Here is a 25390-nt window from a genome sequence, read left to right as displayed (position 1 = left end):
CCGTCCCATGACGGTGGAACAACAAGCTGATACGGCGCCCCCCGCGCAGTACAGCCCGAAGCGCTGGGCGACGCTGGCCGTCACCCTGTTCGCGGTGTTCATGGACATGGTGGACAACACCGTCCTCAACGTGGCCCTGCCCGCCGTCCAGGAAGACCTGGACGCCTCGTCCGCCCAGCTGGAGTGGTCGGTGGCGGGGTACACGCTGGCCTTCGCCGCCGCCATGATCACCGGCGCCCGCCTCGGCGACCAGCTCGGCCGCCGGCGGATCTACCTCATCGGCCTCGGTGCCTTCGTCGTCACCTCGGCGCTGGCGGGCGCGGCGGTCAACCCGGAGATGCTCATCGCCTCCCGGATCCTCCAGGGCGCCGCGGCCGCGCTGATGGTGCCCCAGGTCCTGGCGATGCTCCAGGTGGACTTCCCGAAGTCCGAGCGCCCCAAGGCGATGTCCATGTACGGCATGTCGCTGGCCGTGGGCGGCATCGGCGGCCCCCTGCTCGGCGGCGTCCTCCTGGAGGCCGACCTCTTCGGACTGGGATGGCGGCCGGTCTTCTACGTCAACGTTCCCGTCGGACTGGCCGCGCTGGTCGCCGCCGCCCTCCTCACCCGCGAGTCGCGGGTGGAGGCCCGGGAGAGCTTCGACATCCGCGGCACCCTGATCGCGACCGTCGGCCTGATCAGCCTGCTCTTCCCGCTCGTACAGGGACGCGAACTGGACTGGCCATGGTGGACCTTCGCCCTGATGATCGCCTGCCCGGTGGTCCTCTGGCTGTTCGTCCGCTACGAGCACCGGGTGATCGCCCGCGGCGAGTCACCGATCATCGACCCGGCACTGCTGCACCACCGCAGCTCGCTCGGCGGCCTGCTCGTCGCCATCCTGTTCTTCTGCGGGATGGCCTACCAACTGGTCCTCACGGTCCACCTCCAGACGGGCGAGGGGTACTCCCCTCTGCGCACCGCGGTGGCCCTGGTCACGTTCACCGTGGGCGTGGGCATCGGCTCGGCCGTGGCCCCGCAACTCATGCCGCTCGGCCGCCGGGTGGTGCTCCTGGGCTGCGCGGTCATGGCCGTGGGCATGGGGGTCATCACCTGGACCGTCGACCACTGGTCCGGCTCACTGGAGTGGTGGCACCTGGCACCCGGAATGGTCGTCTCCGGTATCGGCCTCGCCATGGTCGCGGGCACGCTGCTCACCATCGTGCTGGCCCAGATGCCCAAGTCCGCCTCGGGCGCCGCGTCCTCGCTGATCAACACAGCCATCCAGATCGGCGTGGCCACCGGCGTCGCGATCGTGGGCACCGTGTACTTCACGCTGCTGGAAGACCGGCACACACCCACCGACTCGGCGGTCGTCGGCCTGCTGACCGTCGTCGGCCTCTACACACTGGCCGGACTGCTCGCCCTCGTGCTGCCACCGGGACGGGTCGACGTGAGCGACCTCGACGCGGACGCGGACGCGGACACCGATGCCGACTCCGGCTCCGGCTCCGGCTCCGGCTCCGGCTCCGGCTCCGGCTCCGGCCACCGTCACGCGACGGCCGCCGCCGGTACGGCCCTGCCCCTGGAGGCCGGGACGAAGGCGCGCGTCGCGCCTTGAGAGGGACCCCCGCCCTCACCAGGGGTGCCCCGCCGCGGTCGGCTTGGGTTCTACTCGACTTCCTGCTCGGCGACTACACCTGCGCGTACACCGACCTCACCCTTGAGGAGCCCACCACGGTCACCCTCAACTGGGACACCTGGGCAGCGAGACGATGCTGCGCCTGCGGTCGTCGGGATCGGAGCGACGCTCCACGACCCCCTCGCGCCGCAGATCGCTGACCATCAGGCTGACCGTGGTCGGCGCGACCTCCAGCCGGGCGGCGAGGTCCTTGACGGACGTGGGCCCGTCGAAGATCAGACAGGACAGCAGGGAGAGATGCCTGGGCGCCAGCCGCAGCGACCGCAACTGCTCGGGCACGGGGGTGCGCTTGGCACGGGAGACCAGCCGCGGCAACGTGACGAGCATCGCCCGAACCGCCTCTTCAGCGGTGAGACGACTACCGGCGTCCGACTCCTCTGACATCGCTTCGACCTCCGGATCCGCCACGGTACCGGACCGTGGTCCGGCGCGATCCGGCGCGGTCCTACGAGGTGGGGCCGGGCGGGGTCACCCCGAGGGCGGGCAGCAGGTACGTCTCCTCGTACACGAAATGCTCCTCGATGCCGACCACGGTCCGCTCCAACTCCCCCCGCAACCAGTTCACATCCTGACCGTCGTCGCTCTCCACAAGCCTGGTGAGCCGATCGAGCCCCGCGGCCACCTGCCGATGCTCTTCCCTCAACCGCTCAATGACGGGGGCGATCTCGGGATAGCGCCGCTCGAAGACGGGGAAGGCGCCGTCCGCCATGGTGTGGTGGTGATGCAGCCCGAGGCGGTACTCCAGGCAGCGGGCACGTAACCGCTCCACCAGGGAGACACCGTCGCCGTTACCACCCACGGCCGCCGCGAGCCCGCCGTCCTCGTCGAGCGTGGCCCGCGACGATTACAGAGGCTCCCGGACCTACGTCAATCACTCCGGAGGCGACGAGCACCCGAGCGCTCCCCGCCCGCCCGGTCGGGCTCAGTAGAAGATGGGCAGGTACTCCGCATTCGGGAGTTCACGCCAGTTCTGCATATTACTCTGCGCGATACGCGTGTAGGGGTGGTCGGAACCCAGTGCGCGCAACATGTCATCAACAAGTTGCTCCATCATTCGCATCGCCGTGTAGTGGTCACCCGCCGTATGACGCCAGCAGGCGAGATTGTTGCGGGTGGCGAGAGACGGTGGACTGTTGGGTCCGCAGATGCGTTCCTGGTCCGTGAGCAGTTGGGTCAGTTCGGAGACCGTCTGCGGAAGGGCACCCACTTTCCCCTGCCAGTGCGCCAGTTCCTGACGAGTGGCAAAGGTGTCGGGATGGTGGTCGCCAAGGACTCGCTTCCGGTCCGCGAGGAGTGCGGTAAGAGCGGCGAGGGCGGCGTGAGGCGCCTCGGCCATTCCACGCAGATGGGCCAGGTGACTGCGGGCAGCGAAAAGGTACGGGTGATCCGGTTCGAGGGCCTGCGTCATGCTGTTGACCAGGTCCTCGGCTTCTATTACTGCTGCGGCGTAGTCGCCTGTCCGACCTTTCCAATACGTGAGATTGCTGCGTGCGGCAAGAGTTCGAGGATGGTTCCACCCATGAATTCTCTTCAGGTCTTCGACCAATGCCGTGGTCGCGGCTGCGGCATCCTGGGGGTTGCCGGCCTCGCCACGCCATCGAGCGAGTCTGCTGCGTGCGGCCAGGGTTTCTTCGTCGTCGGAGCCCAGTACGTGACGTAGGTCGACGAGAAGGTCGGCGGTCAGTTCAGCTGCGCTGCGAGGGCTTCCTGCTTCACCCAGCCAACGAGCATGACAGCCGCGGGCTGCCAGGACGTCACGGTGCCTGGTCGGAAACTGCTCCAGCAGGGCCTTGATGAGGCTTTCGAAATAGTCGCATGCGGCGCTTACCTGCCCGGACTTTCCCAGACTTCGGCCGATACGGAACAGGACTGGGTGGGCACGATTCCGGCACAGGGCGTCCCCCGCATAGCTGATGAGTGAGCTGGCGTTCGCGCGCAGGGCTTGAGCGAGGACCGTGTCGCGTTCGATCTGGGGCCATGCCGCGGTGAGCGCGTCGGCGGCCGCGCGGACAAGTTGGTCCGTACGGGCGGGTTGAAGCGCGTCGCGTACGGCCCTCTGCAGAATCTGATGGACGCGAACACTCGTATACGGATCTTCAGATGTGTGATCGATCAGGCTGAGGCGGTGGAGGGCCCGCAGCGCCCCTTTGGCGTTGACCGCGTCGCAGACGGGCTGCTGACGCTGCGGGCGGTGCTTCCCCCGGTCACGGCTCTGCTGGGCAAGATAGGCCAGAGCGGGCGGGCTGGTGAGAACGGCTGCCGGGATACCGTTCGCGTCCAGTACGGACGTGAGGTGCAGCATGGGCTCGGCCAGACGCTTCGGGCGCAGCTCATTGGCCTTCTGAACCGACAGGGCCCAGGTCGCGGCGACCGCGAATTCCTGATCATCAGGAAGGCTGTCGGGGGCGACATCAGCCAGGGAGTGTTCTTTGCCGACCAGCCGGTTGCGGTATTCGACGGCCTTGCTACCCGAATCGACCATGTAAGCCGCGGCCTGCGAAAGGGCCAGAGGAAGACGTCCCAGACTCTGCGCCAGCGCCGCCAGTTCGCCCGGGGGTTCCGAGCGTCTGTGTTTCTCCAAGGATTTGGCGAGGTAGGAAACGGCCTCTTTCTCGTCGAACATGCCGACCTGGATGTGATGCCTGCTGTCTCCTGAGAGAGCGGCGTCTCGGCGGCGGGTGGTGATGACGGTGCACCCGTGGGGACTGGCGGGCGGCCAAAGCTGGTGCACATCATCGGGGTTGACCACGTCGTCCAGGACTATGAGCCATCTCCAGAGGTGCTGTTGCGCTATCGACTGCAACCACGCCAAGAAGGATTGTGCGGCAGACCGAGGATCCTTGGTGTTGCTACCGGACAGCTGTACGGCGGCTTCGGTGTATGCGGATTCGATGCCGATCCGGTCGCCGGCGTTGATCCACAGCAGGAGGTCGAGCTGGCCGGCCACCCATGCCTCACGGGCGAACGCGGCGGCCAGCTGCGTCTTGCCCACTCCGCCCATGCCTTCCAGCACGTAGGCGGCAGGCCGGTCGTGGGACGGCAGCGGGTTCATCTCCCTGGCCACAACCCGCTGCTGGAAGCACCTGGCCGGCCCTGGAATCGTGCCGACCTGCACGGGGTTCCTCAGCTGTGGCCGAGGAACCCCGTCCTCGTAGGGCTGCATCGGGAAGGCGGCCGCAGTCGCCGGATCCGCCGCTCGAACGCGATGAGTCTGAGCGGGAACGCCGAACGACGGGGTCGCCGCCCCTGTCAGCCCTGCTGCTGGTCCGGAAGGAGAGGGGGGGTGATGTTCACGTTCCCGTTCACGATCTGTGTGTGGGTGTTGATCGCGTTCGCGCCGTACGACAGAACGTTCCCGTGCGTCTGTGTCACCGCACTCGCCGAGTCGCGCCAGGCTTCGATCAGAGCCGTGAGCTCGGCCGCGGCGTTGTTTCGAGATGCGTCGTCGAGGGCTTCCAACGCACGTTCCATCCGCTCTTGCCAGATGGCTTCCTGACGGATGACCACTCTCTCGTCGCCGTGCGCGTCGACGACCGCGGCCGCGCTCAACTGCAGGCGCTCCAGCTCTCCCTGTGCGTGACCCTCATTGCCTCGTGCGAGCCAGTTCGCCACCTGGGCGCTTATCCGCACCCAAGCATCCGACCCGGCAGCCTGCACCAACGCGTGGGCCCCTGTGGCAGCAAGCGACACCATTTCCGGAAGCATTCCCCGTCCGCTCTTGCTAGATCTCAGCAGTGGAGCGAAAACCGTAACCGGACACCGCGTTACCCGGCATCGAGTTCTTGAAACACGGAAATGTTTCTACAACTGTCGAAACCAAATGCTCATTCGAGCGCACCCAACGGATGTCACGTACCCGCCGTTCCGCCCAAAAGACCAAACGGCACTACGTGGCACGGCACTTCATGCCTCATCGAAGACAATCCTGGATTCTTCACTCGGCTGCCGGCCGGCCGGTCTCCCCGCCCAGGGGTTCGCCGACCAGCGTTGCCGCCGCGATCGCGTAGGCGAGCAGACGGTCCTCCGGGAGCCTGCGGGAGGTGAAGGCGGCCCGCAGCTTCGTGTAGAGGGAGTTGAAGGTGAGCGGCTGCTCCGGGTCGCACAGGGCTCCGATGGTTCCCTTTGGCAGACCCCACGTTCGCAGAGCCAGTGCCGGCTCCCCCTCGGCGGCCAGATGGGCGCCGTCAGCGAGCCAGAGTTCGCCCAGCTCGCGGCCCGCCCGGTCGAAGAGCTCTACGTACCACTCCCGCGGGCGGCACTGGATCGCGTCGCAGACCTCGGTGGTTTTCAGGTAGGAGGGGCCGAGCGGGGTGTGGATGGGGGCCGAGCCGAACATCCCGGGGGTGAAGGGGACGGCTCCTGCCCCGATGGTGGATGCGGCTTCGGTCACCGTCAGGGCCAGGTCGAGGGTCTCCTGGGCGAGTTTGCGCTCGTCGGGGTTCATTTCCCGCAGCAGCGCGGCCGCCCGCTGCCGGGCGGGGGGATGGCTGGCGCCCCGCCGGACGAATAGTCCTCGTTCGGTGGCGTGTACGGCCAGCATCCCGATGGCTGCTCCCACAGCCCCGAGCGCAGCCTCGCCGCCGGCGGCCGGCAGTTCGTCGAAGAGCCGCTCGCACGCGCGCCGGACGGCCCGCAGCGCGTACAGGTCGGCCTCGGCCTCAAACCGGTGACTCTCCGAGCAGACAGGCACGTACTCGTCCGGCGCGAAGGCACTCACCGCGGACGCGTGCCCCAGGACGTAGTGCGCGAGTTCGTGGGCCAGGACGAACTGTGCGGCCATGTACTGGAAGAAGGCGGCCTGCTCCGCGGCCGCCGGCTCCAGCCGGACCTCCATCTTCCCGGCGAGCCCGAACACCCTCTGCTGGGTGTTGTAGTAGCGCAGCAGACCGGCCAGCACCTGCGGTTCGGGGCCGCGCTGCCCGGCAAGGCCCAGGGCCTGGGCGTACAGACCGCACAGGCTCAAGGTGGCGTCCGAGACGGCGACGAGTCCCGAGTTGTCGGTGAAGCGTGTCATCCGGGCGGAGAACGTGTCGCGCTTGAGAGCCACGGCCCATACGTCGTCCAGGGTCGCGCGGCTCGCCCCGAGATCGGCCAGGGTGTCCTTCATCTGCCGGACCAGTTCGGCGAGCGTCTCACCGATGGGGTCGTCCGGTGCCTGGGGCCCGGTCGCACCGAACTCGGTCATCATCGTTTCGAGTTCCCGCAGCCCGCGGTCGTCCCCCAACTCCGTGAGCCGCTCGCGTATCTGGGACAGCTGGCGTGCCCGGTTGACCTTGAGCTTCTGGTACTGAAGGAAGGCGAGTCTCTCGCCGCTCACGCGGACAGTTCCGGTGCCGGAGCGTTGCGGCAGAACGCACCGAGTCCGACCCTGCCCACCAACACGGCGATCAGGACAGCGGTCTTGGCGTCCCCCGCGAAGTCGGCAATCAGTTCCTGCACGGTGAAGGCGTCGATGAGCCGGTCCGTCGACGTCGTACCGAGAAACGGCTGTGCCTTCTCGTGATGGCAGATCCGGCGCTGCAACTCGGCGTGCTTGTCCGCGAACCACTCCCGGCCGAACTCCCGGTGACTTTCCTCGTCCTCCGGCGACAGGCCAAGGCCCTCGCCCAGAAGTTCCGCCCCCAGCAAGGCATACAGCTCGTCGTCGGTTCTGTCCCAGTAGCTCTCAACCGTGGTCATGGGCCCCGCCTCCGCACACTCGCACGACTACTGACCGGCGGCATGCTACTGATGCCGTCCGCCGTCCAGGGGTGGGTCGGCGCAATGACCATCCTTTTCGGGGAACACCCCGTGAACTCTGGCCGGTGGAGATGAAGTTGACGCCGAGGCCGGTGCGGAACGTGACCGACGGCGGCCTCACCTGCTCGGGCGCCACCGGAGCCAGAGGTCGCCCCCGTCAGGCCGGTAGCGGTCCCCGTCGTCCAACCGCACCTCACCCGCCAGCCGCCGAGCACCCTCCGGCGCCTGGCGGTGGGGCGCGAGGAGCGATTCCAGTTCATCGTAGCGGGCATCGATCCCACCGTTCGCCGGATGCTCGTCCCTCCCGGCCTCGGAAACCTCGTACTTGACGAAGATCGCCCACTGCTCGCGCTCCATCGCCACCGCCACCTCACTCGCGGGCCACACGAAGTACTCGTCGGCCGCGTCGGCGGGGTCATGGTCCCAGCCCTCGAAGTAGTGCGGGACCCCATCGATGACCGCGAGGCCCTTACGCGGCCCGTCGTACCACTCCAGGACGGCGTACGCCCGCTCGAAACCGTCCGCGATCAACTGCCGCTCATACCAGGGCCCACCCACATCGGCAGGCTACCGGGCCGGCGACTTCTGCATCCATGATCATGATCTACGGCTGGAGCACTGCCCCTGGCCAAATCGCCCTGCCAAATCTCTCCATCCGCGTCCACCCGTGTCGCCATCCCGCCGAAGAACCCGCTGGAGGGCACTGGAGAGCACCTCTCCGAGCTTGCGGAGAACAGAAAGAGTCCACCGCGTGATGCGGCACGGCCCCTCGAAGGGCCTTCCATGGGTTGCCCAGCTTGGGCGAATGGGCGCCGGCCTGCAGAAATGCGGGGCGGCAGACGAGTCGGGCTGTACGCCGGGGAGAATCACCGCAGCGCTATGACCTGCACAAACGTGCAGGGAGAACGTTTCCGTGACTACCTTGACGGCTACGCAAGGAGCCGCCCCGCGCCGGAGCGGTCCGGAACGGGGGCTTCGTCGTTCTCGGAGAGGCGGGTTCTGGTGGCCACCGAGGCGAGCGGCATCACCGCCGACATGGTGATCACCGAACTCAACCGGCGCGATGTACCGGTGGTCCGGTTCAAACCCGCCGGCATCGGCGCGGACCTCGCGGTCTCGGTTGATGGCAGCCTCCAGGACGGGGTTGGGGATACCTCCAAGGCCGCCCGAGGCGGGACGCCCACCGGAATCCGTACTAGAATCTGTACAGAATCAAGCCTCTATATAGGTACGGTGACAGCATGGAGATTCCTGAGGTCGTGACCGTCAGCGACGCGCGCGCGCGACTGTCGCGGATCCTGACTGACCTGTCGGAGTCCGGCGCGGATGCTGACCCGGTCCTGATCGGTGCCCACCGCAAGCCCCAGGGTGTCCTGCTGTCCGTCGAGGCCTTCGAGGCGCTGAGCGGCCGAGCGGCACGGCGTGCGGCCGTCGCCTCGGCCACCGGCTCCATTGAGGCCGAGGGGCTCCATGCCTCCGATGCCTCAGACCGCGACACCGAGGCATACGTGAAGGGCGACCTCGACGCGGACACCCTTGTCGCCCGCGCGATCGCCCGCCACAAGCAGACTTCGGAGCGGCGGGCCGGGTGAACGATCCGTACTCCATGCCCAACGGCGTGCTGCGCAACAAGCTCGGCATCACCGACCATCAGCCGCTCGCGGCAGCGGAAGCGGACATCACCCGGGCACGCCTCGTCATGCTCGCCGAACGCCCCCTACCCGGCGCGTACGACCTCGGCCATCTCCAAGCGTTCCATGCCGCGATCTTCGGTGACATCTATCCGTGGGCAGGCGAGTTACGCACTGTGAACATCGCCAAACGCACACCGTTCTGCCCGGCAAGAAACCTGGTGCCCTACGCCGGAGAGATCTTCGGCCGTCTCGCCTCCTCCGGTCATCTACAGAATCTCCACCGGCAGGCATTCGTCATCCAACTGGCCACGTTGTACGGCGACCTGAACGTCCTCCACCCGTTCCGCGAGGGCAACGGCCGTGCCCAGCGGGCGTTCCTCGCCCAACTCAGCGCCGACGCGGGATACGCCCTGAACTGGTCGGGCATGGACCCTCAACGCAACGAGGACGCCTCGGTGAAGAGCTTCCTCGGTGACAACAATCTGCTGGAGCAGCTACTCGAAGAGCTGGTCACCACGAGTTGACGCCCGCCACTCCGGCTTGCAAGGAAGCCCGGAACACGGCGTCGCCCCTTGGAACAGCCAGTGGAAGCTGCACTCCGCTCATGTCTTCCGGGGGGGGCTGAACCCGCTCCTCGCCGAGCACGAGCCCTGGTTCATGCTCATAGAGAAGCCGACGCAGGCCGAAAGGTCGCGACGGCGGAGCGAGTTGCTGGAGGGGGCCCGTACGGCGCTACGCGCGGCGCGAGACACCTGGCGCTCGCATCGGACGGACTCCCACCTTCCCAGCACCACAGACGGGGTCCCGGTCCTGCCAGCGATCCCGGAACCAGGTGAGCGTCCCGATCAACAACTCGCGGTTGCCGCTCTCCGCCAGGTGCGCCAGGTGCGCCAGGGGGAAGTTGGGCCGCGGTTCGAGCTTGCCCTCCGGGATGTCGACGCCCGCCAACTCGTTGAATCGCGCAAGGAGTTCGGCACGCAGCGCACGGTCCGTGAACGGCTCCCGGGTCGCCATGTGCTGGAACACGACTTCGGCAGTACCGCCCCGGCCGCCGCCCGGGTACAGGGTGAGCGGCCAGACGCCTCGGCCCGGGAGGCCCGCTTCACCCAGCATCAGGAAGGCGCTGTTCGTCGCCTTCCCGGTGCCGTAGCCGACCCAGCCGCCGAGTTCTTCCCATCGCGCCAGCACCTCACTCACCGCGCTCACGGTCTGCGCGCTGTCATCCGCCGAGAGCTGCCGGAGGAACCGCGCGGCCCGGGTCTGCACGGCCTGGCCGCCGGGTACGGGCTGCGCCACCTCCCCGGCCTCCTCCGGCTCGTCCTCCGCGTCCGCGACGAGCAGGGCGAGGTCGTCGCTGGTGAGCCGCTGGGCGGGATCGGCGGCCCCGGTGATCGTGAAGTGGATGCCGTCGGCCGTCAGCAGAGCGCGGAGGTCGCCCTGGTCCTCTGAGCCCCAGCGAAAGCCGTCGGCGACCTTTCCCCTCCGCGTTGAGCACCCCGGTACACGTTGGCCACGCCGGCGATACCGGCAAAAGGTGCCAGTCGCGGCTTCGCTCGGCGCGGCCGACGCCGCGCAACGGGGCGGCCACAACCTGATCGCCCGGTCGGCGAGATCGTCGGCCCGGGCCAGGATCTCCTTCACACCCCAGCGGTCGGTGGCGGCGATACGGCGGTTCACTTCCAGGTGACTGCCCTGCAGCAGTCCCTGTCTCCCCTCGAAGGGATGGTTGGCTCGGGGTGGCCGTAACCCTCCTCAAGGCGTTGCAGCACACGCCTGCGCTGATGCGGGAGGCCGTACCGGTAGAAGGGCGCCTCCCGGACCTTCGTACGCAGCTCCTCGTCGTCGGGCCAGAAGCGGTTCTCCGCGGAGAGCAGCTGATGCAGGCCGTCCGCGACCGGAACGCCCTGCGGGAACTGTGCGGGGACGGCCTGGAAGATCCTGTTCAGGTTGTTCGGCGGCACCCGGCAGATCGTCCGGCGCACGAGGAAGCTCTCGATGTACTCCATGGCCCGTGCCGTCTCCGCGGCGTCCGCCTTCCCGCGTGCCCGACGGTCGAGCAGCAGCATCAGCGCGGGGTAGGCCACCACCGCCTGCCGGTCCTGCAGCCGGATCAGGTGTCCTCGTACCAGCGGATCGGGTTCGTTCTCGGGGCGGACGATCCGGCGGAAGTGGGCGCTGCGGCGGTGGAGTTCCCTGATGTACGCCTCGATGTCGGCCTCGCTCACCTCCGGGCGCTCGAATCGCTGCTGCTGCGCGGCAAAGAGGTCCTGGCGGCGGACCCGGTCGTCGCCGTCGAGCACCAACTGCAGCCACATGAGCTGTTGCTCGCCGTTGCTCAGGCTGTCCTGCATGGGCAGCCAGTACGTTTCGTACACCTGCTCGCCGAGCATCGGCAGCCGCATGAACAGATAGTTCCGCAGCAGATCCGCCCGACTGAGCTTCAGGCCGGTGTTGTTGATCGAAGTCGACGGCAAGAGCGCGGGGAGATCGGCGCACTGTGCGATCTTGAGAGTCGTGGTCTGCCGATCGGAGGATCCAGGACGCAGTCCGTCGACGTCCGAGGTGGGTCCCAGGGGTACGGATGGGATCGTCATGGCGTGCCTCGGGCAGATGTGCCGCCCCACTGCAGGGTTCTGCTGAACGTCGACCACTGATCCGTCATCCCTGAATGGAGCGTCCCGTGAGACTGACAGCAGAGTCCGTCCGATTCCTGAACGAGGAAGTACGTACCCCTCGTGGGCTTCCTGAGGTCGACTCGATCGAATTCCCGGCAGAGGCGGGAGACCTGGTCGAACTGCTCAGGGGGGAATGGGAGGGAAGCACCCTTCCTTGCCACGGAGGGAACTACTACGGGTGGACCCTGCTCTCGGTCTCCCGAAACGGCTGGACGTCGTCCCCTGATGGAGACGAGTTCATCCGCATCGCGGAAAACCAGGACGCTCCCTGCGCGATCGTTCTGCGTCGCGACGGGAGGGTCGGAGTCTCGTGGAGCGGCGAATATCTGGACATGTTCGCCGACTTCGCGGAATTCATGGAGACGCAGACGCTCTGGTCGACGATGCGGGGATGGACGGCCATGAAGAGTGCCGCGCTCCGGTTCTCCGATGCCGTGGAGGTCATCTCCCGGGGGAGGTCTCACCCGGTGACAGGTGGGAGCATCACCCGGTGGGTGCGCTTCGACGACGCGGCCGTCCTGGAGGAGCCGTATCTGACCGCCTCCCCCGGCCGCCCGCCACAGATCCATGTCGTGGTGGCGGACCCCGAACTGTCGGCCCGGTCCGGATTCGTCGAATCCGATCCGTACGTCAGGTTCTCGACGATCGGCCGGGGGTTTCCCGAACTCCCGACCCGCTGGGTCTGAGACCTGCTCCTGAACGCACGACCCGACAGGCCAGTCCCGAGAGGTGAAGGGGCAGCCCTGGCTTCCGGCATGAGGTGACCGGCGGGCGATGCGGCGAGGAGCACTCCCCACGACGCCCGTCTCCGGCCCCACAGGCATGGCTGCATTCATGGCTACGTACGTAGCCGCGCGGTCCTGTTCGAACGGGTATGGACCGGGGTGCGGCGAAGCCCGTCGACCTACGAAAAGTCCCCTGACCTGCAATTACGCTGGTCATGGGCCCTGGGGGGGCAGACGAGTCGGGCTGTACGCCGGGTCTATCCGAGGCACCCTTCTGACCTGCTCCTTTGCGGGCCGAATCGGTTGTGACCTGCTAGGTCGGGTTGCAGAGGTGATCGGAGACAGTCAGAGGAAACCGCTCTGATTCGACCCCGATTCGAACCGAGCTGCTCGGAGCAGATCAGAGGCACCCACCCTCTGGTTTGGTCCGAGTCGGCCAGGTCGGACGGTGTTGATGAGGAGATGAATCCTCTGAAGGTACTCGGATTCGACCTTGGTCGAGCCGCGATGGGGACGCCTGCCTCCAGCATCGGAGCCAGGCATACGAAGGCCTCCAGGATGTCCATCCTGGAGGCTTCGCTGGCACCGATTGGAGGTCGGTACCGGACACCATCCGCGGTTTTAGCGGGCCTGGGTGGCGTCTCTGTCCTTGCGGGACGGCTCCACAGTGCCACACAGCACCCACCAGACAGGTTCTTCCCAGCGCCCATTTCACCCGAGCGAGCGACTGGGCCTTCACCAGCTGCCTACGGCTGCAGCTGATCTCATTCTGCTCGGGGACCTCACCGGCCGTTATGCGACGGGCAGTTACAGCAGACTGAGTTCCGACGGCCGGACCGTGGTCCGGCGCGAGGACCGCCACGGTGTGGCTGAGCACGGTCACCGGATCACGGCGGCCATCGCCTGCCATGTGGCACGCGCCGGCGGAACCGTCGACGAGCTGACGCGGATGCTCCTGCACCCCGAGCACGAGGGCGGACGGCACGCCCGACACATCGCGCTGCGCTCCGGGCAGACGCGGGCCCTGGACTACATCCGCCGGGTGTGGGCCAGCTCCTCGGCAGCGGTCTGCAGTACACGGTCGCTGGAGTCGCGCCATGACTCGTACGAGGTTCTCGCCGCGCTGCGGGACCGTATCGAGACAACGCCCTGGCGCGGAGAGCGGGGACGCACCGCGCTGCGGGTCCTGCGGGCGCATCTGAACTTCGCGGAGATCGCGGGCGGTCCTCTGCACCACGCCAGCGAGCGGCAGACGGCGGAGGAAGCAGGCATTTCCCGGACGACCTTGCGGGCCGTCTACGAGACCGTCCTCAAGCCGCGGGGCTGGCTGCGCCGGCTACGGGTCGGCCACGGCCGGGAGGGCTCCACCTGGTACCTCAACGACAGCAGTTCCGGCCGCCACGGCATGCCCGCTTCGCCGTCTCGTTCCCGAACCACTCAGTACCCCCCCGACCCGGCACTTGAGGAGTGGCCCACCCCTGAGACGGCCACGGGGGCCGACATCGACTCCACCGTCATCGGCCGCCTGATGAGCCACGATGCCTTCGCCCACCACGGCCTCGGCAGCTCCGCCCTGATGGTCATCGGCGCGCTGCACCTGCGCTCCGGGCAGACCGTCGATGACCTCGTCGGCTCCTCCTCCGTCTCCCGCGCCACGGCCTACCGAACGCTGCGACGCCTCGCCCTGCATGGACTGGTCCGGCAGACCGACCAGACCTGGACTCTGACACCCCACGCCCTCGAAGGCGTCGGGCTGCCCACCCACGCACCGGGGACAACCCCGGACGGGCCGCTCGCACAGGGCTGGGACGCCGTCGCCCACTGCTACGGCACCGCGGGTAGCGCTGCCCGGCGCAGGGCGCTGCATGTGGCTGAGCGTGCGGCGTACCGGGAGGCGCTGGAACGGCTCGCGGAACACCGCAGCAAAGCCGTAGTGATCGTCCACGGCGGTCGCCAGGTCCTGGTCCCGGCACCGCGAGCCGACGAGATCCCGGCCTCGTGGCACTCCCCCGACGGGTCCGTCCTCGACCCGACGACCGGACGTCCCGCCGCTGACTGGCGCGTGGCCACCGACGGCCGACTGATCCTCATCACCGCCACTGACCAGCGCAGTTACGACGAGCTGGCAGCTGCCCATGCCGAAGCCCTCAGTGAATGGGAGTCCGTCGCGTGAACCCGCAACCCCCACCACCCGCTGGTACCGAGACGGGAGAGGTCACTCCTCAAGGCCTGCGTGAGCAGTACGAAGCCGGGGCCACGGTCACCCAACTCGTCGCCACGAGTGAACTGTCGTACGGCACGGTCCTCAACCGCCTACGCGAGGCCGGGACCGTCATGCGCACCTCGTGGCAGACCCGCAGGCTGCGCGACGGGCAGGCCCGCCGCAACCTCGCCGCCCACCTGCGCCGCCTCTACGAGCAGCACGGCGCGACACTCACCGAGTTGGCCGCGGCCGGGGCCGGAACAAGACGCGCCGCGCGGCAGCTGCTGATCGAGGCCGGGGGCAGGCCCCGCACCACCCAGCAGACACTCCGCATCCGTACCGCGGCGGATGCCGCAGCGCGTATGAGGCTCGCGGTATCCCTGCGGTCGCGGTATGAGGCCGGCGCCTCAGTGCCGGAACTCGCCAAGGAGTGCAACTACTCGATCGCCACGGTCTACCGGCTTCTGCACCAGGCAGGCACCCGGATGCGGCCCCAGCACCGGCACGGCCCCGCTCGCCGACCCAGGACGCGGTCATGACCGGCCGAGGTCGGCTGCTCGCTGGTCGTGCCGAGCGTGCCCGTCGGTTGCCGACTCCGCCGCGGCGCCATTCCCAGGACAGCTTCGCCGCACGCGCCCCACCCCCACGCCGCTGCGCGTGCGCGCCGCCACCGACCGCACCAGACAACACCCTTCTACTTTCTGGAGATCGAACACACGTGAATGAGAACACCCGTCACAAGACCCTGGCGGCGGCCTCAGCCCGCCCCTGGGACGCCTTCGTGATCGTTGTCGGCATGCTCAAGGGCGGCACCGGCAAGACCACCTCCGCCTGGTTCATCGCCCTGTACTACGCCGTCGTCCTCGGACTGCCGACCTTGCTGTTGGATGCCGATGCGACTAGCCAGTCCGCCTATGACTGGTTCAAGGTCGCCCAGGCCGAGAGCTTCGAGGTCCCCGACAACCTGGTGGTTGAGCGGTACCCGTTCGATGACATCGCCGAGTACATCCGTGAGAAGCGTGCCGAGTTCGGCGCGATCGTGGTCGACGCCGGCGGCGGCAGCGCAAAGCTGTTCCACGAGGCCGTCACCGAGGCGAACCGGCTGATCGTGCCCGTCGCCCCCACCAAAATCGAACGCCGCAAGCTCATCGCCACCTTCGACGAGGCCGAGCGCGCCGCCGCCCGCAACACCCGCGACGTCACCGCCCACGTTGTCCTGGTGAAGGCCGACGACCGCACCAGTCTGCCCCGCGCGGCGAAGGAGAAGCTGCTGGAGCCCGCCGAGGGTGAGGGCATCGGTCCGGATCGCAACGAGCCGTTCCCGCTTTCGGAGACCGTCATCCACGCGTGGGTGCACTACATGGAGGCCTTCGGTGAGATCCCGACCGAGCTGAGCGAGTACGCCGCACTCATGAAGGAGCTGAACTCAGTATGACCGAACGAATGAAGCCCCCGGCCCGGCCGAAGGGCCGTGTCCTCGGTGGAGCAGCCAGGAAGGCGGCGAGTGCGCCTCCCCCGTCGGCCGAACTCACTCGCGAGCAGCTCACTGCCGAACAGGAGGCCCTGCAGACCCCGAACCCTGCCGTCGCCGAGTCCAAAGCGCAGCCTGCGGTTGCCGTCGCTCCCCACGAACAGCAGGCAGCGGAGACCGACCCTTCACCTGCCAAGCCCCACGCCTCCGCAACGCCCTCGCAGCACGTCGGGGATGCGGACCACGCCACCGCAGCTTCCCCCGAGCAGCCGACGACTGAGGCCACGCCGAGTGCACCGCCGCCGGAAGCCACACCTCCTGTTGGTCTGGCACAGCGGGCCGAGGTGGCCGTGCGCCAGACAATTGCGCCGCCTACGAGCAGTACGGCGTTCCCAGCGAGGGCCGGAGCGCCCGGCCCTCAGTACGAGCAGCACGTCAGCTCGGCCCCCGCCCCCAGCGACAGGACGCCTTGGGCACAGGGGCCGGGGCGTCCAAAGGACATACCCGAAGCGGCGATCGTCCTCAACCAGCGCATCATCACGCGCGAGAGCCTCGACGCATCGGTCCCCGCCGCGCTGAAAATCAAGAAGCGGATCAAGCGCTTCGCCCTGGACAACGAACTCGACCACCTGCCCATCGGCGACATTGTCTCGGTCGCACTGGACGAGTGGCTTACCACCCGAGGGTTCTGACCAGGACGTAGCCCGCACGGGGCGGCCGCCAGCACACGGAGCGGCCGCCCCTTCCACCGACTATTCCATTAGCCCGCTAGGCGGCTAACTAGCCGCCTAGCCGGACCGACCGGAGCAACATTCGTGCCTGATCTATCCACGCACGTAGGACAGTTGCGGGACCTGGCAGACGCGCTCGAAGCCCAATCAGAACCGGCCTGCGACCCGTTCGCCCCGCACCCGGACACCCTGGACGTCGTCAACAACCGGCACACCAAACGCGGACAGCTGAACTACGCCGTCCCCGACGTACTCCAACTCCAGCGGCGCATACGCCGCTACCACGCCGATCATGACATCCAGCATGGTGACATCGTCGCGCTCGCCCTCGACGCCTGGCTTCGCGCCAAGAGCTACCCGCCCGACCTCAAACCACCCAAGGCAGAAGCATCATGACCAGGCAGCCCGACCAACTGTTGTTGAAGGCCCTCGTCCCCCATTCCCGTGTGCCAACTCGGACAGCGAAGCAGCTCTCGCTCCTGAGTCACTCGACGCTCACCCAACTTCTCTCCGAGCTGTGGCTGACCTGGTTGACCGAGGGGACAGTCAACGGCCGTTGTCGAGCCAAGCACTACATCCGCTCGCCAACTCAATGCTGGCCACGGCTGGGCACAGTCAGCTCAACTGGCCGCGGGTCCTTCCGCGCAGCCCCTGCCGGGTCCATCGCGCCAAGGCAAAGTCCCAGTTCACCCGTTCGCCTCTCTCGCCCACGGCACGGTAACCCAACCCGGTTTGTCCGCGTTCGAGGACTCATTGTCTGCCACGCCAAGGGCAAAGAAGGCCGACAGCCGTCACGTATGCAGGCTTTCTACCCATCACCCGTAGGCTACGCAAGATCGCCTTCCTCTGGAACCTTAATGAGCACCAACTCATTCAAGTCGATGTCGTCGCGAGTAACGGAGGCAATAACGTCCCCACCCCCACCCGCCAGCATGTCAATGATAACTCGCGCCTGCTCAATCGCCGCGCGAACGTTTTGACCGGAAGCGATCGCCCGATAGAATACTGTAGAAAAAAGACTCGCTGCCTGGTCAGAGATCTCCGTGGTAGTCGCGATAACGACGGGAACCGCCGCCAGAAGCTCTTCAGCCCCGTCGAGAGTGTCACAGGCATTGAGCACGAGAACAAGTGGCGGCTGATCTGTCGCCCCTAAGACACGCGCAAGGTGTTCGAAACTAACGTCTACTGCTTGCGGATCTTCCAGCTGTCCATCATCAAACTCCAGAAAGCGACCTCCGCCGTGGCCGGAGAAGTGGACGATGTGTGGCCGCTTGTCGTTTAGACCATTTAGCAAATCCATAGCCGTTGCTGCAGGCCAGTGATCAATCTCGATGAGATCACGAAGAAGCGCACTCTTTACCTCGGCGCGCACGTCTCGAATCTCTTTGTCAACTCGGATACGTGTTACCACCAAAGCCCCATCAGGGTCCTGGTCAAGGATCCTAGGATTAGCGGTCAAGTACAGCACTCGCAGCTGCTCTTGCTTGGGCGTTGGAATATGGCGTACTTCGTGGATATGCCTCACAGTAGGCTTCGCGATACGAGCCACTTCACGTGCATGCCGCTTCTCAACCTCCCGACGCTTGCTGTCCGTGCGGTCTTGAGCTGTAGTCACACCCTTCCGGGCTCGCGCCAGATTGGAATTCTCCTGCCGCTGTCTTTTTGAATTGTCAGCCAACTTTCCGGCAACAACAGCCGCCTTCAAAGAGAGCGCGCCCGCCTCCTTTTCCAGCTTTAGCGCGGCATCTAGAAGACTCTTCTTAGAAGAAGCGGAAGAAGTCCGGTCAGCGGACTTTCTCTTCGCTTGAGCCGCACTCCGCTTTTTCGCTGCATCAGTTTCATATTTTCCTGCTTCCTTCTTAAGGTCAGCCTCCACTTTCTTCAGTTGGGCCAGCTTAGCGAGCACAGAATCAACTGACACAATGCCTCCGAATATCAAATCTATCCAACGAAGTTCGGAATGATCACAATTGGTAGTTGTCTGCATTTTTCCATTGCAGGCACCGGGCAAGACTGTCGCAGTTACGGCATTATGAAATATAACGGTGGAACCACAGCAGGATCAGAGGTCGGTTGTCGAGCCGCTTTCTTGCCGCTCTACATACACGGCCATGATCCGCCTGTACGCGACAGTAAGTTGTTCCGTTAATGCCACGTAATAGCCAAACATTCCAATTCACGCAACTTCATTCCAGGAGTCTAGATAGTGAACGTAACGGTTGTACCAATCACGGTCCTGGGTAACGATCACCGACTCTGTCACATCGGGGAACCGATCGGCAGTGATATCCACAATCCAACTACCTCGCTCTAGCCAAGGATGGCTACCAAACTTCGTACCGTCAGTCACTTTTGATACATAAACCCAGTCTCCAAACCTTGCGATCGCAGAAACCCCCCAAGTAGTTGGCTAGCGTCACCACACGAACCTTGCGGAAATTCCTCGAAAGAGATCAGTCCCGTGTCATGGAAATCCTCGACGGCCTGACGAAATTGGAGCACAGCACATTTTACATCCTCCACGATGGCTAGCCCTGCAATGTCTTTAGCAGCTGCTCGGCCTGCGCAAGCAAGTGATCGTAGGTCATAACACTGATGCCGTGCAGCCGGGCGTTAAGCCCGTGCAAGGCACGGTTCCACTCCTCGTCCCAATCATTTGAGCGCCCAATGATGATGACCGCCCTTGGGTGATAGGCAACCACTTCGCGATGGTCGCGAAGCCCGTTCGCAGCAGCCTCATGCAGTACATCGAGGTACCGGTGACATTGCCCGATAGCCATCGAGACATCACGAGACCAGTAATAGGACTTGTGCGTTCTGTCGTACTTCATTGGTTCCATATCCGGACGCTTCAATTCGAAGATGTCACGGAAGCCGTTAGCCGTTTGTTCCAGCAGGCCATCAACTGAGTCGCCGATGGCAATCGTCCGCACCTCATCGCGCATGGCGTAGACGTTGCCGAATACCCATCCGTGCCGCTCGCACCATTCTTGGTAGGCCTGCTCCGCGGTTACACTGCCCTGCAAATTTGACCGAAGCTCCCCGATGGCCAACGAGAGTTCGGTCAGTCGAACGCTGGATTGGACGCCCCTTAGCAGTTCGGCGCCATCCTCGGTATCGGCGAGCGCCCGCAAAACATCTTCGTTCGCAACGAGCGGCGCGATAGCTTTGCCCACAGCTTTCGGGTCACGTCCCGAAAGGCCGGTACCGGTGCCGTCTAGGCGCAGCACCAAGAAGTCTCCGTCCTGGCTACTTTCTGCAACGGCTAGACCTTCCTCAAGCACGCGCTTGAGTTCCTTCGCCTCATCATGCTGCAATGTGAACTCGACAGGGAACCCTACTCTAAAAGCGCCCTGAGCTCGCTTGTAGTAAATCAGCTTCGGAGCAATCTGATCGCCAGCACTACGCTTAATATATTGCAACAGAACTTCGAAGTGCAAACCTTCAGTGTTCTTAATCAAGATAGGGTCAGTAAAAGAAACTCGCTGCTGCGATTGCGACTGCTTGCGCGAAACCTGACGCTCGTCTGCCATGGACCATCTCCTATTGATCTTTGTTGGAGATTATGCGCTTTACAACCCGGAAAGAGCAAGCATCATGCGTTAGTAGTACTTTTTCAAGGTGAAAAAAATGGGCCCCTCCGCCCGGCGCCGCGGCATCCTCTCCGTCGGACCTGACCGACTCGTGCGAGCGGCAGCAGGCGAGGTTTAGCTGCGCGGGATGCTCCGCAGGAGCCGGCCCTGCCGCAGACCCCGACAAGCCCAGGCCTCGCGTGCGCCACCGATAGTCAGCTGCGGCTGTGACTGCCAAGGCGGGTCCATTGAGCCTTTTCCAACCTCACGCTGACGCGTGGTGAAGGGCAAGAACGGCCTGGACGATCGCGGTGATGCGGTTGGTGCTGCAGCGGAGCTTCCGCAGAAGGCGCCAGCCCTTCAGAGTGGCCATGACCTGCTCGCCGAGGCTCACGCCACGGGCGGAATTGGTGAACAGCAGCCGCCGGACGCATTGACGGTTTCCGCTCCTCTACTTATTTTCGGCTATGGCCGTAATGCCTGGGGCTCCTGGGAGGGGTGTGCATGGTGAGGGCATGTTCACGCAGAGAGTTCCTGGTGCTGTCGCTGGCGACGGGGGCGGGGGCGGGCTGGGCCAGCACCGCGGGTCCGGCGCTGGCCGCGGCCCCGAACGGCGAACTGACTTCGCTGGGCGTCCGATGAGCTCTGCCATGTGCGTCGGCGGCGCGGTGGGCGCGGATGCCGTCGGCAAGCCGCTGGTCTACACGGTCGCCCAGCGCGAAACTGGAGAGCTCCGCGGCCGCGCCCGGCGCCCCAGAAGTTCGCGGCCAGCACCCCGCCGACGCGACGCGGGGTCGGTGGTGCTGCGGCGTGACGACGGTGAACTGGCCGTGTCGGTGGCGGATCCGACGCGCCATGGCACCCGGGTCAGGCTCGAGGTCGCGGTGGCCGCCGCCAAGGTCGTCTCCGCCGACAAGGGCATCACGGTCGGCTCGCTCAATCCGCTGACCTTCACGGTCGATGTGACCGGGACGGCCGGAGAGACGAAGACGCTGCGCATCACCCTACAAGGAAGGTGATCATGGGTATTCGGGAGAGACGTACCAGAATCACCCGCGGCATTCTGGCTGGCCTCGGCGCGGCCGTGCTGCTGGTTGTCGGCACGGTCACGACGGTGAAGGCCGCCCCGGCCGCTGCGGAGGCGGCCGCCTTCACAGTTTACATGGCGCCCGCGGGCGCCGGCGGTTCGGACGCCAACGACGGGCTAAGCTCCGGCAAGGCGGTGGCCACGCTGCCGCGGGTGCAGCAGGTGCTGCAGCAGCAGAAGCCGACCACCGACGTCGAGGTGCGCATCAAGCAGGGCACCTACATTGCGCCGCCGTTCCACGAGTGGCGCTTCTACGTGCCCGGGCACAAGGTGTCGTTCATGCCGATCGACTACGTGCCGGGGCAGGGGGTCCCGGCGGGCGGGCTGCCGGTCTTCAAGAACGCCACATGCGGCACGGCGTACTGTGCCGGTTTCTGGCTGCAGCCGCGGCTGCCCAGGGACACCGGCGACCCGCTGTACGGCGGCGGCGACAGCAATCTCGACTTCCGCTATCTGCGGGTGGAGTACTACTCAGCGGGCGGCGTCTCGGTCTACGGCGACTCCGAGCGTGACGTCACCGACGAGAACTACAACCCGCCACTCCAGGTGCGCGGCAGTAAGGGCCTGAACCACAACACGTTCTTTGGGATGCAGTTCCGCAACCTGGGCAGCAAGTGGAGCGGCGGCTCCACCTTCGGCTACGGCGGCATCGTCCTCACGAACTCGTCCAACAACCGGGTGGAGAACAGCCACTTCATCAACATCGAGAACGCCGCCCCGTATCAGGGGAACATCCACGGCCTGTACATCACGCACTTCAGCTCGAACAACCAGGTGGTGCGGAACAAGTTCTCCTACGTCAGCGGCTATGTGGTGAAGTCACGGAACATGAGCAACTACAACTCGATTGAGTACAACGACATCACGCGCGCGGGGCGGGCGTCGTACTATCGCGGCGAGTTCTGCGACACGCAGTGCGCGATCGACAACAAGATCTCCCGGCAGTGCGCCTCGTACCACGACCGCTTCTTCAACAACACTATCCACAGCGGCTACTCCGGCGGCCAGATCTCGACCTGGTCCCTCAGCCCGGAAGGCCTCACCAACGCGGGCGGCACACCGTGCGCGATCCCGGCGGGCGAACAACGGGTGCTGACGGGCGGAAACTCGTCCTAGCCCCGATCTCTCGTGTCCGGTCGCCCGCTGCAGCCGGCGTAGGCGGCCGGATACCAGGGCGGGCCTCACGGGCCGCCTGGACAAGGCCCCGCACGAGCGGCCCCGCGCCCCGACTGCCAGATCATGCTCCAGATCAACCGTCCTGGCTATCGAAGCAGGCAGATCACGTATCCGCCGCTGGCCGGTTCACGTTCGAGTCACTCCAACTCCCAGTGAGCCCTTTTCCAACCTCACGTGCCAGCCGGGCAGTTGGGCTGACAGACAGATGAAGCCCCTGGTAGATGGGTTTTCGACCAAGAGAACCGTCTCCACCAGGGGCTTCGCATGCTTGTCTACCCGTCCGGCGTCGACGTGTCCAGCTCTACCCTGCGCTTCCTCGCCGCCCGCCTGAGGGAACACCGCCGCGCTCTCGGAACCCGATGGCGGCGCCTGAACGCAGGCCGACAGGCCCTGCTCACCCTCGCCCACTTGCGCGCCGGCCAGCCCTACGCCCAGCTCGCGGCCGGATTCGGGATCGCAACCACCACCGCCTACCGGTACATCACCGAGGCCGTCAACCTCCTGGCCGCCCTCGCCCCCACCCTCACCGAAGCCGCACGAGCGGCATCGACGAAGGCGTACGTGATCCTGGACGGGACCCTCCTGCCCATCGACCGAATCGCTGCCGACCGCCCGTTCTATTCGGGAAAACACAAGAAGCACGGCATGAACGTGCAGGTCATAGCCGACCCGAAGGGGCGTCTGATGTGGGCTTCACCAGCCTTGGCCGGCGCCATCCACGACGTCCGAGCCGCGCGCGAGCACGGCATCATCGACGCCCTCGCCGAGGCCGGCATCAGCTGCTGGGCCGACAAGGGCTACCAGGGCGCAGGCGGCACAGTCTGCCTCCCTTACCGCGGCCGATGGGACAGCCTCTCCACCGGCCAGCAGGCCGTCAACCGGTCCCACGCAAAGATCCGTGCACTGGTCGAACAAGCCATCGCCACCCTCAAGTCCTGGCGACTCCTCCGCAAACTCCGCTGCTCGACGACTCGGATCACGAGCCTCGTCCAAGCCGTCCTGGTCCTCCAGCTCGCTGCCACGCGCTGAGATCAACCCGCAGCATTCACCAGAACCGTCAATTCGGCCTCCGTCGTCCCGGCCCGCAGACGAACGTCGAAGGTGTAGCCCTCATCGCAGAACACCAGGTCGAGATCCACGGGTGTCAGCCTGCGGAAGACGATCGCCAACCAGATGGCGTCTTCCTCCCAGACGTCCATGTACAGGCAAGTACTGTCCTCGTGCAGATACGCCTCACCGGGGCCGTTCTCCGTCTCGAACTGCCAAATGAGGCTGCGCACTTCACTGCGGTGCACCGAGTCGATCTCGACCCCAGACCACCGGGCACAGATCGCGTCAGTCAGTGCCTCTCGATCGATGCGCCACCCGCCCGCATCACCCTCGACCACCGCCAGAAACGTCATAGCCAGGGTCTACCAGATGCCCGTGACACAGCGCCGATCGGCTGTCGCCTGAAGTTGGAATGGGCTCAGTGGCGTACTCATGGCGTGGCGGCTCCACTGGTCCTTGCCGGCTTGGGCTCGTCCGTCCATACCACGCATGGTTGCGCTCGGTCAGTTCCTGGTTTGTGGCCAACTACCGATGCACATGGCCAGTTATCACTGAACGGCACGGCCAACCTGACTTCCACTCCACGGCAGCCCACTCGAAACCGGCACGAAACGAGGGAGTGAAGTGAAAAATCATCCCTGGTTCGAGGAGTTGAGGTTCGAGTGTCGCGAGATGATTTCGGTAAGGAAGTGGCACCCGCTCGCCGTCAGGTATTCAGCACGTCACATTTATCGAAAAAGGATTGCCCTTCCTGGCCGAGTCACTAGGATTTAGAAACGCAGTGCCGAACGGGGGATGTCATGTATCGGATGCAGCAGACACGGACGACACGTGCCGAACAGCCGAAGCAGGGGGTGACGCGGCGCGAGTCGCTGTCCAGGGACACCGAGTCACGCCAGGTCCGCGATACATTTCGACAGATGCCGCAGCAGGAGACCGCGTCGCGGTGGACCGAACCCCAGTACGAGCAGACTCAGATCGAGTCGCCTTCGTCTGACGGATCCGTCAACATCATCATCAACGGCCCAGTCAGTCACACGAACTGGGCCTTCAACAACAGAGACGTCACGCAAACGCTGACACAGGATGATTTCAAGAACGAAATCGAGGAAGCGGCCAGCAAGTTCCGCGAAGAACTCACGGCTGATCGGGATGAGTTCCTTCGTACGACCTTCCCGGGCGGGCGGCAGCAAAAGGGCACGTCTGCGACTGTTATCGAATCTGTGGCCCAACGCATGGCCCCCACAGAACAACAGGTCAAGGCCATATATCAAGGTGTACGGTCTGCCGTAACCACGCTTCAATCCGAACTCCCCGAGATGCAACTCGGCAGCAGGGCGAAAGAGGAGATCAGTCGTACCATCGTGGCAATCAACGACGAACTGGGCCGTACGTTCCGTGACAGGGCCCGCGTCGGGGCAGGTCTGGACAGCATCATCGCCGTGCTTCACGAGTCCAGGTATCCAGAGGACTCGTCCGTCGGCGAGAGGGCATCAGCCGCGGCTGAACGGCTCAAGTCCGCGCGGCTTCAATTGGATACCCTCGACGTCGCCTCAGGGTCATTGCATGATCGGGATCTGTCTGGGTTCGTCAGGTGAGGCCGAGGGCTCGTAGGGGCCGGTGGTAGTCGCGGCCGGTGTGGCGGAGGG

26 protein-coding genes and 1 pseudogene are annotated in these 25390 nt (G+C 65.6%); 13 read left to right on the top strand and 14 right to left on the bottom strand.

The genetic code is table 11. The features are described 5' to 3' along the window. Positions 1–7: 7 nt before the first annotated feature. Complete coding sequence (locus ACH4YP_RS44375; protein ID WP_398497037.1) at positions 8–1597, top strand: MFS transporter; 1590 nt, start codon at positions 8–10, stop codon at positions 1595–1597. Between the two features lie 126 nt (positions 1598–1723). Here ACH4YP_RS44375 and ACH4YP_RS44370 read toward each other — a convergent pair whose 3' ends face one another. From ACH4YP_RS44370 to ACH4YP_RS44335, 8 genes are all read right to left on the bottom strand, one after another. Further along, complete coding sequence (locus ACH4YP_RS44370; protein ID WP_398497035.1) at positions 1724–2062, bottom strand: MarR family transcriptional regulator; 339 nt, start codon at positions 2060–2062, stop codon at positions 1724–1726. 61 nt (positions 2063–2123) lie between these two features. After that, entirely contained in the window at positions 2124–2477 is a 354-nt protein-coding gene (locus tag ACH4YP_RS44365) for a hemerythrin domain-containing protein (RefSeq protein ID WP_398497034.1), read from the bottom strand. A gap of 123 nt (positions 2478–2600) precedes the next feature. Continuing rightward, positions 2601–4793, bottom strand: coding sequence for an FxSxx-COOH system tetratricopeptide repeat protein (fxsT, locus tag ACH4YP_RS44360; protein WP_398497032.1), 2193 nt, complete (start codon positions 4791–4793; stop codon positions 2601–2603). 134 nt (positions 4794–4927) lie between these two features. Continuing rightward, positions 4928–5371 carry a hypothetical protein gene (locus tag ACH4YP_RS44355; protein ID WP_398497030.1) on the bottom strand — a complete coding sequence of 148 codons (444 nt, stop codon included), beginning with the start codon at positions 5369–5371 and terminating at the stop codon, positions 4928–4930. 241 nt (positions 5372–5612) lie between these two features. Continuing rightward, positions 5613–6995: a hypothetical protein gene (locus ACH4YP_RS44350; protein ID WP_398497028.1), complete on the bottom strand. Its 1383-nt coding sequence runs from the start codon at positions 6993–6995 to the stop codon at positions 5613–5615. Next, positions 6992–7357 carry a hypothetical protein gene (locus ACH4YP_RS44345; RefSeq protein ID WP_361058748.1) on the bottom strand — a complete coding sequence of 122 codons (366 nt, stop codon included), beginning with the start codon at positions 7355–7357 and terminating at the stop codon, positions 6992–6994. Before ACH4YP_RS44345 ends, ACH4YP_RS44350 begins: the two co-directional genes overlap by 4 nt. Positions 7358–7534: 177 nt before the next feature. Further along, positions 7535–7975 carry a hypothetical protein gene (locus tag ACH4YP_RS44340; RefSeq protein ID WP_398497026.1) on the bottom strand — a complete coding sequence of 147 codons (441 nt, stop codon included), beginning with the start codon at positions 7973–7975 and terminating at the stop codon, positions 7535–7537. Positions 7976–8346: 371 nt separating this feature from the next. Further along, positions 8347–8472 (bottom strand): hypothetical protein, encoded by a 126-nt coding sequence (locus tag ACH4YP_RS44335; RefSeq protein ID WP_361058827.1) that lies wholly within the window; start codon positions 8470–8472, stop codon positions 8347–8349. Positions 8473–8658: 186 nt separating this feature from the next. Between ACH4YP_RS44335 and ACH4YP_RS44330 the strand changes: the two genes are divergently transcribed. After that, positions 8659–9009 carry a type II toxin-antitoxin system Phd/YefM family antitoxin gene (locus tag ACH4YP_RS44330; RefSeq protein WP_361058745.1) on the top strand — a complete coding sequence of 117 codons (351 nt, stop codon included), beginning with the start codon at positions 8659–8661 and terminating at the stop codon, positions 9007–9009. Next, positions 9006–9575, top strand: a complete 570-nt coding sequence (locus ACH4YP_RS44325) for a Fic family protein (RefSeq protein WP_361058744.1) — start codon at positions 9006–9008, stop codon at positions 9573–9575. Before ACH4YP_RS44330 ends, ACH4YP_RS44325 begins: the two co-directional genes overlap by 4 nt. A gap of 208 nt (positions 9576–9783) precedes the next feature. Here the strand turns inward: ACH4YP_RS44325 and ACH4YP_RS44320 are convergent, their stop codons facing one another. Together ACH4YP_RS44320 and ACH4YP_RS44315 are read right to left on the bottom strand one after the other, a co-directional pair. Beyond that, positions 9784–10728: a hypothetical protein gene (locus ACH4YP_RS44320; protein WP_398497024.1), complete on the bottom strand. Its 945-nt coding sequence runs from the start codon at positions 10726–10728 to the stop codon at positions 9784–9786. Next, positions 10725–11645 (bottom strand): hypothetical protein, encoded by a 921-nt coding sequence (locus ACH4YP_RS44315; protein WP_398497022.1) that lies wholly within the window; start codon positions 11643–11645, stop codon positions 10725–10727. The genes ACH4YP_RS44320 and ACH4YP_RS44315 overlap by 4 nt, the downstream gene beginning before the upstream one ends. Positions 11646–11731: 86 nt before the next feature. Between ACH4YP_RS44315 and ACH4YP_RS44310 the strand changes: the two genes are divergently transcribed. From ACH4YP_RS44310 to ACH4YP_RS44285, 6 genes are all read left to right on the top strand, one after another. Then, positions 11732–12412 (top strand): hypothetical protein, encoded by a 681-nt coding sequence (locus ACH4YP_RS44310; RefSeq protein ID WP_398497020.1) that lies wholly within the window; start codon positions 11732–11734, stop codon positions 12410–12412. Positions 12413–13316: 904 nt separating this feature from the next. Then, complete coding sequence (locus ACH4YP_RS44305) at positions 13317–14624, top strand: transcriptional regulator (protein ID WP_398497018.1); 1308 nt, start codon at positions 13317–13319, stop codon at positions 14622–14624. Further along, positions 14621–15193: a helix-turn-helix domain-containing protein gene (locus tag ACH4YP_RS44300; protein ID WP_398497016.1), complete on the top strand. Its 573-nt coding sequence runs from the start codon at positions 14621–14623 to the stop codon at positions 15191–15193. Before ACH4YP_RS44305 ends, ACH4YP_RS44300 begins: the two co-directional genes overlap by 4 nt. A 179-nt stretch (positions 15194–15372) precedes the next feature. After that, on the top strand, positions 15373–16089 hold the full coding sequence (locus ACH4YP_RS44295) for a ParA family protein (protein WP_398497014.1): 717 nt from the start codon (positions 15373–15375) through the stop codon (positions 16087–16089). Continuing rightward, positions 16086–16817, top strand: coding sequence for a hypothetical protein (locus tag ACH4YP_RS44290; RefSeq protein ID WP_398497012.1), 732 nt, complete (start codon positions 16086–16088; stop codon positions 16815–16817). The genes ACH4YP_RS44295 and ACH4YP_RS44290 overlap by 4 nt, the downstream gene beginning before the upstream one ends. 123 nt (positions 16818–16940) lie before the next feature. Next, positions 16941–17252 carry a hypothetical protein gene (locus ACH4YP_RS44285; RefSeq protein ID WP_398497010.1) on the top strand — a complete coding sequence of 104 codons (312 nt, stop codon included), beginning with the start codon at positions 16941–16943 and terminating at the stop codon, positions 17250–17252. Between the two features lie 430 nt (positions 17253–17682). On the opposite strand, the gene ACH4YP_RS44280 is transcribed toward ACH4YP_RS44285, so the two are convergent. The 3 genes and pseudogenes from ACH4YP_RS44280 to ACH4YP_RS44270 all read right to left on the bottom strand — a co-directional run. Next, complete coding sequence (locus ACH4YP_RS44280; protein ID WP_398497008.1) at positions 17683–18843, bottom strand: CHAT domain-containing protein; 1161 nt, start codon at positions 18841–18843, stop codon at positions 17683–17685. Positions 18844–19384: 541 nt separating this feature from the next. Further along, positions 19385–20389 carry a Shedu anti-phage system protein SduA domain-containing protein gene (locus ACH4YP_RS44275; protein ID WP_398497006.1) on the bottom strand — a complete coding sequence of 335 codons (1005 nt, stop codon included), beginning with the start codon at positions 20387–20389 and terminating at the stop codon, positions 19385–19387. 304 nt (positions 20390–20693) lie between these two features. After that, positions 20694–20816: pseudogene (locus ACH4YP_RS44270) on the bottom strand (IS5/IS1182 family transposase); the annotation flags it as partial. A 250-nt stretch (positions 20817–21066) separates the two neighbouring features. Between ACH4YP_RS44270 and ACH4YP_RS44265 the strand changes: the two are divergent. The 3 genes from ACH4YP_RS44265 (at position 21067) to ACH4YP_RS44255 (ending at position 23720) form a co-directional block, all read left to right on the top strand. Continuing rightward, the gene (locus tag ACH4YP_RS44265; protein WP_398497004.1) at positions 21067–21447 is read left to right on the top strand and encodes a hypothetical protein; all 381 of its coding nucleotides are present in this window, start codon (positions 21067–21069) and stop codon (positions 21445–21447) included. A 2-nt stretch (positions 21448–21449) separates the two neighbouring features. Continuing rightward, positions 21450–22631, top strand: coding sequence for a hypothetical protein (locus ACH4YP_RS44260; protein ID WP_398497002.1), 1182 nt, complete (start codon positions 21450–21452; stop codon positions 22629–22631). Positions 22632–22955: 324 nt separating this feature from the next. After that, complete coding sequence (locus ACH4YP_RS44255; protein ID WP_398497000.1) at positions 22956–23720, top strand: IS5 family transposase; 765 nt, start codon at positions 22956–22958, stop codon at positions 23718–23720. A 2-nt stretch (positions 23721–23722) separates the two neighbouring features. Here ACH4YP_RS44255 and ACH4YP_RS44250 read toward each other — a convergent pair whose 3' ends face one another. Then, the gene (locus ACH4YP_RS44250; RefSeq protein WP_265652166.1) at positions 23723–24094 is read right to left on the bottom strand and encodes a hypothetical protein; all 372 of its coding nucleotides are present in this window, start codon (positions 24092–24094) and stop codon (positions 23723–23725) included. Positions 24095–24661: 567 nt separating this feature from the next. On the opposite strand from ACH4YP_RS44250, the gene ACH4YP_RS44245 reads away from it, so the two are divergent. Then, entirely contained in the window at positions 24662–25339 is a 678-nt protein-coding gene (locus tag ACH4YP_RS44245) for a hypothetical protein (protein ID WP_398496999.1), read from the top strand. Positions 25340–25390: the final 51 nt, after the last annotated feature.

This window comes from Streptomyces sp. NPDC020747 (genome assembly GCF_044334695.1).
Classification (GTDB): Bacteria; Actinomycetota; Actinomycetes; order Streptomycetales; family Streptomycetaceae; genus Streptomyces.
Note: the sequence above shows the minus strand (reverse complement) of the source record. Positions and strands in the feature narration are given on the sequence as shown.